Source organism: Rhodococcus sp. KB6, from assembly GCF_001445685.1.
Classification (GTDB): Bacteria; Actinomycetota; Actinomycetes; order Mycobacteriales; family Mycobacteriaceae; genus Rhodococcus_F; species Rhodococcus_F qingshengii.
The window spans coordinates 159,259-172,511 of sequence record NZ_LNAK01000112.1; the positions used below are offsets into that span (position 1 = coordinate 159,259).

Sequence of the window (13,253 nt, forward strand, 5' to 3'; positions counted from 1 at the left end):
GCGTGTATTGAAGCAGATCCGACCGACAGGTTTCAGTCGGCCGCTAACGCCCGACCGATTGTGCGAGAGCCACGGCAAAACTGGAAAGTCGTTCTCGGGTATAGGTTTCGGGATCACTGACGGCCAGTCGTCCGAGCATTTCGGCGAACGACATCATGGTGTGTGCGAGGAGAACCGGATCAAGGCCTTCGAGCTTCGACTCGAGGGCAATCCCGGCGCGGGCCAGTTCTTCGGCGCGGGCGAAGACAGCTCCGCGAGAGAGCTTCAACAAGCCGTGATACTCGCTGGGGGCGTTCTCGACAGACGTCAGAATCAGGCGCCAGCGCGTCGGGTTCTCCAGTACGGCGTCGACGAAGGCGCCGACGGTCCCGGTGTACGACGCCGCTGGGCCGAGTTCGCTCAGATCTGTCGGCATGGTTTCGAGCACCTGAGCGATGGCTCGCTCGTGCTCGCGGCGCAGCAGTGCAGCGACGAGATCGGTCCTGGTATCGAAAATCGTGTAGAGGACGGGCTTGCCGACACCGGCTTCGGCAGCGACGGATTCCATGCTGAGGTTGTGCAGGCCAACGCGGCCGGTGACCTCGAATGCTGCGTCGAGGAGCTGCTCGCGACGTTGCTCCGGCGCCATGCGAGGGGCGTACTTGCGCCGCGGTGTATCCGTTGCGTCAGCTTGTGACCTGGTCATCGTGTGCATCACCTCCGCTCTCACCCTAATCTGCCTGCCACTTCTTCGTGAATAATACGCAACCGTTGTATTCATCGTCTGCAATTGTTACGGTGGCGTTGTATTCGAATGGTGCTCAGTGAGGCGCCTCTGCCGAGATCTCGAGGAGAACAACCGCTATGACAGCGTCGACCTCTTTAGTGCCGAATGATCTGCTGCTCCATCCCTCCACGTACGATCGGCCGGAGTTCGACGCGACCACGCGGAGACTGCTGGGCGCGACCGTCGACTGGTTCGAGGCGCGTGGAAAGAACCGACTCCTGGCCGACTATCACGACAAGATCTTCTACTCCGATTTCCTCGATTTCGCGGCGAAGGAAGGTCTGTTCGCCACATTTCTGACGCCCGCCCGCGACAGTGGTGGCGACTCTGACAAGCGCTGGGATACCAGTCGTATCGCCGCGCTGTCCGAGATCCTCGGCTTCTACGGACTCAACTACTGGTACCCGTGGCAGGTGACCATCCTCGGTCTCGGGCCGGTGTGGCAGAGCGACAACGAGACGGCAAGGGCGCGAGCAGCTTCCGCTTTGGCTTCCGGAGGCGTTGCGGCATTCGGACTGTCCGAGAAAGAGCATGGCGCGGACGTCTACTCCACGGACATGGTCTTGACGCCCAACGGCAGCGGCGGGTACCTGGCCAGCGGTTCGAAGTACTACATCGGAAATGGCAACTGCGCCAACACGGTCTCTGTCTTCGGCCGTGTCGACGGAGTGGAGGGCACTGATCAGTACGTCTTCTTTTACGCCGACTCGGACCATCCGGCATTCACCGTGGTGAAGAACATCGTTCCGGCCCAGATGCACGTAGCGGAGTTCTCACTCGTCGACTATCCCGTTGCGGCAGAGGATATCCTGCATACCGGCGAGGCAGCATTCAGTGCCGCACTCAACACCGTGAACATCGGAAAGTTCAACCTGTGCTTCGGCGGAATCGGTATGTCGACTCATACCTTGTACGAGACGATTACCCACGCGCACAATCGAATCCTGTTCGGCAATCCCGTCACGGCGTTCCCACACGTACGACGTGAATTCGTCGACGCGTACGCGCGCCTGCTGGCGATGAGGCTCTTCTCGGATCGTGCGGTGGACTACTTCCGCACCGCATCGCCCGAGGACCGCCGCTACCTCTTGTTCAATCCCGTCACCAAGATGAAGGTGACAACCGAGGCACAGAAGGTGATCGGACTGCTCTCCGACATCGCTGCGGCAAAGGGCTTCGAGAAGGACAGCTACCTCGCGGTGGCCAAGATGGATGTCGACGGGCTGCCCAAGCTCGAGGGGACCGTCGCCGTCAATCTCGCCCTGATCGCCAAGTTCATGCCGGCGTACCTCTTTGCCCCCGAGTCATTTCCGGCGATTCCGACGCGCAACGATGCAGCCGACGACGAGTTCCTGTTCCGTCAGGGCCCGGCACGGGGGTTGTCGAAGGTTCGATTCGACGACTGGCGAGCGGTGTACGCGAAGTTCGCGGATGTTCCCAACGTTGCACTGTTCATGGAGCAGGCAGAAGCGCTCGTGACCCTTTTGGCCGAAGCTGCACCGGATGCGGCGCAGCAGGTCGACTTGGACTTCGGCCTGGCGATCACCGAACTCTTCACCCTCGTCGTCTACGGCCAGTTGATCCTCGAACAAGCCGAGATCTTGGGATTGAACGAGGGGCAGCGGAGCGGTGGGGTGCTGGATCAGATCTTCGATGTCCTGGTCCGCGACTTCAGTGCTGCAGCGGTGGAGTTGTACGGAAAACCCAGCGCCAGTGAAGATCAGCAACGGTTGGCACTGGCATCTATTCGGCGCCCCACGTTCGCGGCGGAGCGATTCGAGTACGTCTGGCAGCAAGTAGTCGCCTTGTCTGGTGCCTACGAAATGAACGGTGCCGGCTCAACGAACGGGGAGGAATGAAATGTCTGAACTGACGATGAATCGACCGCGTGAGGATTACGGCTTCTTCGGCCCAGGATCACCCAGTTGGAAGATCTGGGCCGCGCCGACAGCGCTGATCGGGTTCCAGCGGTCGGTGGTGCTCGAGCACTTCGACCCCTTCTTGGCTGCCGCAGTGGCAGACATGAGCGGGATTTACAGCGATCCGGCCGGGCGACTCGACCGAACCTTGGCGTACTTCCTGACCGTCGCCACTGCCGACGGGCGGACAGCACTGGCGCTGTCCGACCACCTCATGACAGTTCATGCTCAGGCTACGGGCGTTGAACCGATCACCGGAACTCGTTACAGCGCAAACAATCCGGCGTCACAACTCTGGATCCACGTGACGGGTTGGCATTCGGTGCTCAAGTGCTACGAGATGTATGGGCCGGGCCCGCTTTCAGCTGTCGAAGAGCAGCGGTACTGGGAAGAATGCGTGATCGCTGCCGAACTACAGACATGCAAGACCTCCGACGTTCCACGCTCCCGAGACGAGGTACGTGAGTACTTCGCTGAAGTCAGGCCCAGATTGTGTACCTCCGAGCGTGCCAACCGGGCGATGCACTACTTGTTGAGAACACCGAGAGCGCAGGGGAAGACGAAGTTCGCGACATTCAGCCGATTGGTCGCGCCGGCCACTATCGCGACTTTGCCCGGCTGGATGCGAACGATGGGTGGGTTCGATCAGCCAGCGTTGTTGGACAGAGCAATTGCGCCCGCGGTGCGAACGGCAGTCCGGTTGGGTAGTTCACCGAAGAACATGACCACTGCTCTGAAAGTCATTGCGCCGATGACGGGCAAGGTGTTGGAGCGCCACCTGCGTGACGAGCAACCCCTGGACCCGAGAGTTGTCACGCCAGCGGAGATTCGGGAGCGATTCCCGCGAGCCGCCAAGGTTGCGCAGGCCGTCTGACGGGTTCGCCACGGCCTGTTGGCACCGCATCGGGGGGATCCCTTCGATGCGGTGCTCGGCCGTGTTCTGTTGTGCCTGAGGTTCGTTCTCAGGTTTTGAATGTGGTGTTCGCTGGGCGCGGTTGCTGCCCGGGGTCGATCGAGGGCGGCGGGATGAACCAGGGTTTGTTGTCGACTCCTATTCGGATTTCCCATTTCCCGACGAACCCGGATTTGCGGTGCATCAGCCGGTGATGTGAACGGCACAGCAGGACCAGGTTGTTCATCACCGTCGGGCCACCGTTTGCCCAGTGCCGGATATGGTGCGCATCCGTCCAGGCGGGCACGCATGTGCAGCCCGGGAAGGCGCAGCCTTTGTCTCGGGCGATGAGGGCGACGCGTTGTTCGGCGGTGACCAACCTCTTCCCTGGTTGCGCATCCAAGGGCGCGCCGTGATCGTCGAGCAGAACGGTCGACAGGAAACAATCACACCCGAGAAGCCTGGTCTGCGACACCGAGAGTGGCCCGAGCCAGGGCATGTGCCCGACATCAAGATCCGACAGAGACTCTTCACCATCAGCAGTGGAGGGTGTGGCGGCGCAGTCTCGATGCTCAGCGAGATCATGGGCATTGATGTGCACGTTCACGTGCGGACGTTGGCCACCGTCTTTGCCGGTTTTGGCGCAGTCGAGGTACCGGCGGATCAGTTCGGTGAACCCGTCCGCGGTCCGCTTCGCTGCCGACCGGGCGTCGGGGGTTCCGTCCGGTGCCGGGGTGGGCATCGTCAGATTCGACAACGCGGAGAGCAGCATTTCGCCGGTGAGGGCGTCGAAATCGCCGCGCACCACCACCCGACCGTTCAATGTCGAGGCGATCCGCAACTCGTTCCGGTCGACATCTTCGGCGGGCGGGATCTCATCGGATTCGAACAACCGCTCCAAGGTCGCGATCACGTTCCGCACCTTCGTCGTCGTCGCCTCCACACCCGACGCAGCAGCGAGCAACAAATCGATGCACTTCGGGAGCGCCTCCTCCGGCATCCCCTTCGGTGGTGATTCACAGAACGCCACGATCAACACGGCATGATCGAAGGAGCAATCCCCGCCATCGAACCGAGCCGCCACCGCCGGAAACGGCCGCAAAGCCGCACCCAACGCGGCGATCTTCTTCCCGTCCCGAACCTGCAGCATCGTGTTGGCCGCCAACCAGGACCCCACACCGCGGCTGGCAATCACCTGATCATCCGGGCGCAACGACAACTCGTCCACCACCGTCACACGAACGGCTTCCAGGCGCAGAATCTCCGCACTCGCCGACACCGCAGCAGCGCGCAACTCGGCAGCAGTCAACTGCCACAACCGTCCGCGTAACCCCACCGCAGAACCAGACACCACGTCCGACAACAAGACACTCATTGAACCCCCCCGATCCCCTCCCCAAATCATACTCGAACATGCGTTCGAGTCAAGAGTGTTTTCGAATCCTCGATTCGATACCGTCAAGGAGGATCTGTAGGCCCTGAGTAAATGACTCTTCGGTTTCTCGTTCGAGATAGAAGTCGCCGCCCGGTACCGGTGGGGCCTCCCGACCCAACTGCATCGTGTGGGGGAAGTCGTCCGCGAAATCCGGTGCAGCATCGGCCAGTGCAGCAGAAGACTCTGCCCACCAATGAGATTCGGAATCTCCGATGGTCGAGGCGCTCCGGATCTCAGCTAAGGTCCGCGCGGACCCCCGGATGAAATGGAAAAGCATGCTCACCGATCTGCGGATGGTCGGAGCATCGAGACTTGTGGAGTAGAGAATGGACAGGAGTGATTCGAGTCCTGCCTGCTCGTGCGGACCTAGGACGGGGCGCGCCAACGAGACATCCAATGTCCACGGATGGCGTGTATTTAGGGCGAAGAGTGCGGCGGCCCAGTCGGAGAGTGCCATGCGCCAGTCGCCGGTGTCTGCGATCGGCGGTAGCTCGGCATGCACCCGGTCGTACATCAGGTCCAGCAGTTCGTCCTTTCCCGGTATGTAGGTGTACAACGACATCGCAGTGCGGCCGAGGTGGTCGCCGATCATGCGCATCGACAACGGTGTCGTGGGGTTGGCGTCGGCGACTTCGATCGCGGCGTCAACGACTGTGTCAGTGGACAGCGCGGGCTTCGGTCCTCGGCGGCCGGAAGGCGCCTCGGGTTGACGCCACAGAAGTGAAATCGTGCGTGCGATATCGCGTCGGCCTGCCTGTTTGTTCATCCTGTCGCTTTCGTGGAGTCGCGCTATTCTTAATTACTTTACAGTGTAAAGATTTGGGAGTGGGCATGGTTGAGGCAAGACTTCACGACGGGACAACTATCGAGGTCGAGGTTCTCGGACATGGCCCCGCCGTGCTGATACCCGTGAATCCGATTTCGGCTACCGGCATCAAGGCGGACGAACTTCGTGCCTGGGGCGTTGACCCCTCGCTCGGTCGAACATTCATGGAAGGGTTGGCGTCGAACTTCACTGTGGTTGCCTTCGACTACGAAGGGCACCGGATGGCGTCGCCCGCTCCGGACACGCTCACTCCCGACAACATCGCGTCCGACATTCTGGCTGTGGCGAATTCGGCTGGGATCGACCAGTTCGCCTACTACGGATACTCCTGGCTGGCACTGTGCGGATTGCAGTTGGCGCTGCGCACCGATCGTCTGACCGCACTGGTCATGGGTGGTTTCCCGCCGGTGGATGGGCCGTACAAGGCGATGCTCCAGGTTACCGAAGCTACACACCGCATGGCGAGTGAACCGCCCCAGCGCACATCACAGCCCACAGCATCATCAGACGAATTCGATTGGAACTCCATCGACATTGCGTTGACCGGAGCGCAGACCCGGCAGTTCGTGACGCTGTACCGCGCACTTGGTGAATTCGACGATCGAACGATTCAAGGGCGCATCCTTTGTCCGCGAATGTGTTTCGTCGGTTCGCGAGACGTCATCGAATACGGTGACCGATGGGGTGGGGTACGGGTCGCGCCGGCCGATCTCGACCTCGACGCCGTTCGGTCGGCAGGGTGGGATATCGAGGTACTCGACGGTCTGGATCACACGCAGGCAATGCAACCGACTCATGTTCTACCCATTCTCAAACCCTGGTTGGAGAAGGTGGTCGGTGTTTGACCGTGCGGGCACACGGGTAACCCGCTCCGGATGCCGTCAGCGTGAGGGGGCCGTGAGTGGACGAGTCACACAAGATCCGTCGCCGATCGTTTGTTCAAGGGCTTGGCCTGCTGGCCGGTCTGAGCGCGTTGTCCGCTGGATCAGCGACGGCTCGACCACCTGATGTCGATCCACTGCGCCCGTTCCAACTTCCGTCACCCCGGCTGGAACCGTTTCGGGAGACCCTTCCTGTCCTGCCGGGCATTTCGGGTGGCAACCTGGAGCTTCGCGCGGCTTCGTCGATGCACCGTTTCCATCCGGACCTACCGTCGTCGCCGTCGCTGGGTTACGGCGGAATGGATTATCTCGGCCCCACCATCGAAGCTCACGTCGATCAGCTCGTCACAGTCCGATATGCCAACGACATTTCTGCGTATCCGCTTGCCGCGGATGTCGATCCGGGTCTGCACGGCGTCAGCAACCTCGACCGCACACAGGTCCCCACCTCGCTTCACCTGCACGGGGGAGTTACTGCACCGCAGTTCGACGGGCATCCGGAGCTGATCCAGCGTCCGGGCGAAGGTTTGGTTCACGAGTACACGAATGGTCGTGCAGCCGGCAATCTTTGGTATCACGATCACGCCATGGGAATGACGCGCCTCAACGTCTACGCCGGGCTGGTCGGGATGTATTTTCTCCGTGACGACGCAGATACAGGCACCACCGGGAATTCTCTCGGCTTGCCGTCCGGCGAATTCGAGCTTCCGATGATTCTGCAGGACAAGGTCTTCACCTCCGACGGTCAACAGAGTGTCCGTTCCACGTGGCTCACTCCGCAGGGTTCCTGGGATCCGGCGACTCCCGGTGACGTGGGTGTAGTGAACGGCGTCGTATGGCCGAAAGTGGAGGTGGCTCGCGGACTGTACCGATTGCGACTGCTCAATGCCGCAACCTATTCGGTGTGGAATCTGCACTTCGCAAATCGTATGCGGTTCTGGGTGATCGGTTCCGAAGGAGGATTTTTGGCCGCTCCTGCGCCGACGGATCACGTCCGGCTGAGTCCGGGTGAACGCGCTGATCTGCTTGTCGACTTCAGTATGCTCGAGCCGGGCACGACGGTGGAATTGCGCAACGACGAACCGGTACCCCTTGCGGTGGCGCAACGCGGCACGCAGGTGATGCCGGTCTTCTGTCGGTTCGACGTGGGCAGCGCAAAGGGATTCACCGGCTCGATCCCGCAGCAGCTGAATTCCGTTGCTGCCGAACCGGCGTCCCCGGATGTGGTGCGAAATCTCACGATCATGCAGCTGTCGCGTCCCTCGGATTACCCGTCGATCACTATGTCGCTCAACAATTTGCGGTTCACTGATTCGGATATCGAACTGCCGCGTCAGGGAACCATCGAGCAATGGAATCTGATCAACATCACCACGGAACCACATCCGATTCATCTGCACCTGGTGGCGTTCCGCGTTGTGGGACGCCAAAGCCTCGACACTGCAGCACTGATGCAGCGGTATCCGGTGCCTGACTTGGGGGTCCGGTGGACGCCGTCGGCAGAGGAATTCGTGACCTCTTCGCTGCGGCCTCCCGAAGTGTGGGAAACGGGGGAGAAGGACACTGTCATCGTGGATGCCAACTCGATCACCCGCGTGATCGTGCGCTTTCCGACGGCCGACGAGTTGGGCTTCGATCCGGATGCAACTTTCGCGAGAGGTTCCATGGCAGACCACTCGGCACACGGAGAAGCCGGTATGGGGGACCTGCAGGGGTACGTCTGGCACTGCCACATGCTCGATCACGAAGACCACGACATGATGTTGCGATATCGGGTGGTGACGTAGCCTTCAAGGGGAGAAAAGTTCCCAGAGGAGGCAGCTGTGTCGGAAGGTGCGCCCACCGGGCCCCTGGACGGATATCGGGTGATTGAACTCGGAACCTTGATCGCCGGGCCCTTCGCCGGGAAACTGCTCGGCGACATGGGCGCCGACGTGATCAAGATCGAATCGCCGGACCGCCCGGACCCGCTTCGTACCTGGGGTCAGGCCGAGCAGGACGGTCATCGATTCTTCTGGACAGTTCACGCCCGCAACAAGCGGTGTGTGACGTTGGACCTTCGCGTCGACGCGGGACGAGACCTGTTTCTGAATCTGATCGAACATGCCGATGTGGTGGTCGAGAACTTCCGGCCGGGCACCCTCGAGAAGTGGGGCCTGGGATTCGACGTTCTCAGTGCGCGCAATCCGAAGTTGGTGTTGGCCAGGGTATCCGGTTACGGGCAGAGCGGACCGCAAGCCAAGAGCGCCGGCTACGCCTCGGTTGCCGAAGCGGTCAGCGGATTTCGGCATCTGAACGGTTATCCAGGGCAGGCGCCTCCGCGTATTGCCCTTTCGCTCGGAGATTCTCTCGGCGGGATGTTCGCCGTTCAGGGAGTGCTGGCGGCGTTGCTCTCACGAGAGCGGACCGGCCGTGGTCAGGTGGTCGACGTTGCCCTCACGGAATCCTGTCTGGCGGTGCAGGAATCCACGATCCCGGATTACGATCGGGGCGGGATCATCCGGCAGCCCTCGGGAACGAGATTGGAGGGTATTGCGCCGTCCAACATCTATCAGACCTCTGAAGGAAACTGGGTGGTGATAGCAGCCAATCAGGACACGCTCTTCGTGCGTCTGTGCACCATCATGGGGCGACCGGAACTAGCGCATGACGACCGCTTCTCCAATCATGTTGCGCGTGGCAAACATCAGGACGAGCTCGACGAACTGATCAGTGCCTGGGTCGCGCTCCAAGATCCCACCAGCCTGGTGGAACGCCTCACCGAAGTGGGAGTTGTTGCCGGGCCGATCAATACGGTTGAAGATGTCGTCAAGGATCCGCAGCTGATCGAGCGGGGGATGCTCGTCGACCACTACGACGAGCGGATCGGTGAAAACGTCCTCGGCCTGGGCGTCGTGCCTACCTTCAGTGAGACACCCGGATCCGTGCGCAACGCGGGAGCGTCGGCGCCGGGTCACGACAACTCCTCGGTGTGGGGCGGGCTCCTCGGACTCTCGGACGACGAGCAGGCAGAACTGAAGATGAAGGGCGTGATCTGACATGTCGGTACCTGGCGTGGGTATTCCAGCAGTCAGTATTCGTGAAGTCGGACCACGGGACGGGTTGCAGATCGAAGACCCGGTGTCGCTGGCCGAGAAACTTCGTCTTGTCGACGCTCTGGCTGCGACGGGTGTTTCGCGTATCGAGGCGACGTCGTTCGTCTCACCGCGCGCTGTGCCGGCGTTGGCCGACGCGGAATTGTTGGCAGCAGAACTGCACCAGTGGCCCGGCATCGAGTTCTCGGCATTGGTCGCCGGAATCGGTGGAGCGAAACGGGCCGTCGCCGCAGGAATGAAAACCGTCGAATATGTTGTGTCGGCATCGAATGGCCACAGCGAGGCCAACACTCGGTCGACGACGGAGCAAGCGACCGAACGTATCGGAGAGGTCGTCCGGATCGTCCACGACGCCGGAGGACGGGTGGAGGTCATCGTGGCCACAGCCTGGGACTGTCCGTTCGACGGTCCAACCGACCCGGATCGTGTTCTGCGGATTGCGGAGCAGGCCAAGGAGTTCGGTGCTGATCAATTCTCGATCGCAGATACCATCGGCACTGCCACGCCGGGGCGTGTCGGACGATTGATCGACGCTGTGGGCGAAAGAGTAGGTGACTTCGGCTTGGGTGCGCACTTCCACAACACGCGTGGCGCTGGTCTTGCTTGCGCGTTTGCGGCTGTGCAGCACGGTGTTCGAAACCTGGACGCGTCCACCGGAGGTCTCGGTGGTTGTCCGTTCGCTCCCGGTGCCAGTGGCAACATCGCGACGGAGGAACTGGTCTACATGCTCGAAGACATGGGCATCGCGACAGGTATCGACTTGGATGCGAGCATTCGTGCCGCTGCCGTTGCAGAGGAGATAGTGGGCCATACGGTTCCCAGTAATCTTCTCCGCGCCGGCGATCGGAAGCGGTAGGGACCTATACTCTTCTCGGTTGGGTGATACCAGCTGCAGTCTGACCAGCTGCTCGTGCGCCGCCGGCGGCCAACCGATGCGCTGCTTCTCCAGATACCAGGCACCGGCGGCAAATGCGATCGCGAGGACGATCCAGATCGAGACGCTTCCGATCTGAGAGCCCAGGTCGCTCGACGAGGACACTTCGCCTGTGCTGTAGTCGTATTCCGTTGTCCTGGTGATTCCCTCTACTGCGAAGGTCCACAGAATCGGAAGGGCACACAGTGCGGCGAGGGCACGTGCGACATGCGCTGGACGCAGTTCGAAGATCATTCATTTCTCCTGGTGATCGACCCGGTGAATCTCACTCTCCTCGAAAGCTATTCGGGTTCGACGGCGCTGTCTGTAGTCGGATCGACGGACATGGACGAGGTGCCGAGCTCTCCCCGGCCCCCCTGCCGTAGCAGCTGCATTCCGTTGTGATCGAACTCGATTCGTCGAACGTCTTCAGTATCGACCAGCATCGTGGCCATAGCGGTACGCCGAGGTGGAAGGATCCGTATGGTCACTTTTCCTCGCGTGATCGCGGTGAGTTCCCGGACGATGCTCGAGTGGATTCGGTCGCGCACGTCGGCGTTCGCGCCATCCATTCCGTGGTCGTCGAGCAGGACTACTTCGACGCCGCGGTTTCGAGCGGCACGCACAGCATCGATGACATCTGTCTGTTGTAAGCCTGTCGCCCTCAGTGAATCTCGGAGTTGCGCCTCGAGGAGTTCGCATTCTTGCCGCTCGGTGGTTGTCAGTGGAACCCCGGAAGCGACCCGTTCGAGGAGCGGGCGTGCAAGGACATCGAGCCTGTCGAGTTGAGCGTCGCGTTCCTCGAGAATCGCAGCACTGGCGGATGCAGAGGCAATTCGTTGGGTGGACTGCTCACGAAGTTCGTAGATAACCCTGGCTTGAGGACGGATGGTGTATGCGAAGAAGGTCGACATCAGAACAGGGCCCGCGTTGATGACCGTCAACGACACTCCGTACATGGCCCCCTGGCCGGTGGTGGAGGACCAGATGGCGGTCACCAACACCATGAGTCCAAGCCCGAGCCACGCGAGTGCTGTACGCCCACGAACGCACATGAAGGTGAAGACTGCCGTCGACATCCCGAACATCCAGAGTTGAGTCATGTCGTTGACGGGGACTGGAACCACTGACAACACCAGGCCGCTCGTGACGGCGCCGGTCAGAGACACCAGAACGCTCTGCCCCAGCGGCATCGGGTCGCCTCTGCTCAGAACGAGTGTGAAAGCCGCAGTCGAGCACACGATAATTGCCAAGATCATCGGCCAGACTGCGCGGACGTCGGACGACGTGTAGGCGACCGAGATCACGCAGGTGAGCGCGAAGCATGCAGCCATGAATCGAGCAGCACGGCTGTGCATGCCGAGAAGATCGCGGACATCTCGTCCGTCCGGTCTGGTCATGTCATCACCGCTACGGGCAAGCTCAACGTCAGAGTCACCGAAGTGCCGCGGCCGGGTGACGATCGAATGGTTGCCGATCCGCCGTCGAGTTGACGCATTCTGCCGCGGATGCTGACAGTGATTCCGAGGCGATGCGTCTCGACGGAGCTCGGATCGAAGCCGACGCCGTCGTCGGTGACGACTACTTCGAGGTGGGTGGCGGTTGCCGTGACCGTGACCGAACGCCGTGCACTGCTTCCTGCGTGTTTGACGCTGTTGCGCAGTGCCTCGGCCATCGCACCGGCCATCGCACGAATCGAGTCGGGTGCGTATCCGCTCGGATCAGACCCGTCGGAGAGGGCGGTCTCGAACGTGATGTTTTCGTCCACTTCCGAAGCGGCTGAACGCAACTGAGCGAGGATTCCGTCGAAGTCGAAACTCGTCTCGTGGTCGGTTCCGGAGCGCAGTTCGTCGAGTCTTGCCACCGTCGTTCGCGCCTGAGCGACGACCGAGGGATCGGCATCGTTTCTCGAAGCAGCGAGCAGAGTCGACATCACGGTGTCGTGGATGAGTGCGTCGAATCTCTCGCGTTCGACGGATTTGGCCTCGGCCGCGGCGGCGCCGGCGGCAGCGGCATGAGTGGTGGCGATGGTCGCATCCAGTACTCGTCCGGTTCGCAAGGCCATGACGGCCGCTGCTACGAAAACCGCGCAAAATGTCCAGGCGAAGGCGAGGTCGGGAACCAACAGGTGCGTCGTGGGACTCGTCCGGATTATGTGATTGGTCAACTGTGCGAGTGTTGCCACTACGAAAAGGTGCACGACGGCAGCGGCCGGTCGCCAAGCTGCAGCGGCAGCAAGGCTGGCGACGCCGGGGAAATTGGAAATCCACAAGGTGAAATCTGTGACGTGGTCACCATTCCACGCCGGCCACCACAGGAGGATGACCACGACGTAGAGAACCGCATTTGCGCTCGCAGTTCGTTTCACCCATCGGGTGTCGGCGTGGAACGTCGATGCTCCCAGCGCCAGCCCACTACCGAAAGTCGTGACCACCGCCAGTGGAGTCCACCACGACGCAGACATCGTGGTGGCTTCTGCAATCGCAGGGGCAAGCAATATCAAATAGCAGACATAGCCGGCGCCGA

11 protein-coding genes are annotated in these 13,253 nt (G+C 61.2%); 6 read left to right on the forward strand and 5 right to left on the reverse strand.

Annotated features, from left to right (window positions below; translation table 11 throughout):
- Positions 1-43: 43 nt before the first annotated feature.
- Positions 44-685 (reverse strand): TetR/AcrR family transcriptional regulator, encoded by a 642-nt coding sequence (locus ASU23_RS15870; protein ID WP_037130914.1) that lies wholly within the window; start codon positions 683-685, stop codon positions 44-46.
- Between the two features lie 158 nt (positions 686-843).
- Between ASU23_RS15870 and ASU23_RS15875 the strand changes: the two genes are divergently transcribed.
- Both ASU23_RS15875 and ASU23_RS15880 read left to right on the forward strand, forming a co-directional pair.
- Positions 844-2,625: an acyl-CoA dehydrogenase gene (locus tag ASU23_RS15875; protein ID WP_058038236.1), complete on the forward strand. Its 1,782-nt coding sequence runs from the start codon at positions 844-846 to the stop codon at positions 2,623-2,625.
- Between the two features lies 1 nt (position 2,626).
- A complete protein-coding gene (locus ASU23_RS15880; protein WP_081557256.1) occupies positions 2,627-3,559 on the forward strand; it encodes an oxygenase MpaB family protein in 933 nt (310 codons plus the stop codon).
- 88 nt (positions 3,560-3,647) lie between these two features.
- Here the strand turns inward: ASU23_RS15880 and ASU23_RS15885 are convergent, their stop codons facing one another.
- Entirely contained in the window at positions 3,648-4,952 is a 1,305-nt protein-coding gene (locus tag ASU23_RS15885) for an HNH endonuclease signature motif containing protein (protein WP_058038237.1), read from the reverse strand.
- 49 nt (positions 4,953-5,001) lie between these two features.
- Entirely contained in the window at positions 5,002-5,778 is a 777-nt protein-coding gene (locus tag ASU23_RS15890; protein WP_058038238.1) for a TetR/AcrR family transcriptional regulator, read from the reverse strand.
- Between the two features lie 65 nt (positions 5,779-5,843).
- Between ASU23_RS15890 and ASU23_RS15895 the strand changes: the two genes are divergently transcribed.
- Genes ASU23_RS15895 through ASU23_RS15910 form a run of 4 tightly spaced genes read left to right on the forward strand, consistent with a single transcriptional unit; the run spans position 5,844 to position 10,670 of the window.
- Entirely contained in the window at positions 5,844-6,683 is an 840-nt protein-coding gene (locus ASU23_RS15895; RefSeq protein WP_058038239.1) for an alpha/beta fold hydrolase, read from the forward strand.
- Positions 6,684-6,739: 56 nt separating this feature from the next.
- Positions 6,740-8,506: a multicopper oxidase family protein gene (locus ASU23_RS15900; RefSeq protein ID WP_058038240.1), complete on the forward strand. Its 1,767-nt coding sequence runs from the start codon at positions 6,740-6,742 to the stop codon at positions 8,504-8,506.
- Positions 8,507-8,542: 36 nt separating this feature from the next.
- The gene (locus ASU23_RS15905; protein WP_007732303.1) at positions 8,543-9,757 is read left to right on the forward strand and encodes a CaiB/BaiF CoA-transferase family protein; all 1,215 of its coding nucleotides are present in this window, start codon (positions 8,543-8,545) and stop codon (positions 9,755-9,757) included.
- A gap of 1 nt (position 9,758) precedes the next feature.
- A complete protein-coding gene (locus ASU23_RS15910) occupies positions 9,759-10,670 on the forward strand; it encodes a hydroxymethylglutaryl-CoA lyase (RefSeq protein ID WP_003943493.1) in 912 nt (303 codons plus the stop codon).
- A gap of 359 nt (positions 10,671-11,029) precedes the next feature.
- Here the strand turns inward: ASU23_RS15910 and ASU23_RS15915 are convergent, their stop codons facing one another.
- Together ASU23_RS15915 and ASU23_RS15920 are read right to left on the reverse strand one after the other, a co-directional pair.
- Entirely contained in the window at positions 11,030-12,127 is a 1,098-nt protein-coding gene (locus ASU23_RS15915; protein ID WP_058038241.1) for a hypothetical protein, read from the reverse strand.
- Positions 12,124-13,191: a sensor histidine kinase gene (locus ASU23_RS15920; protein ID WP_058038242.1), complete on the reverse strand. Its 1,068-nt coding sequence runs from the start codon at positions 13,189-13,191 to the stop codon at positions 12,124-12,126. Before ASU23_RS15920 ends, ASU23_RS15915 begins: the two co-directional genes overlap by 4 nt.
- Positions 13,192-13,253 lie beyond the last annotated feature (62 nt).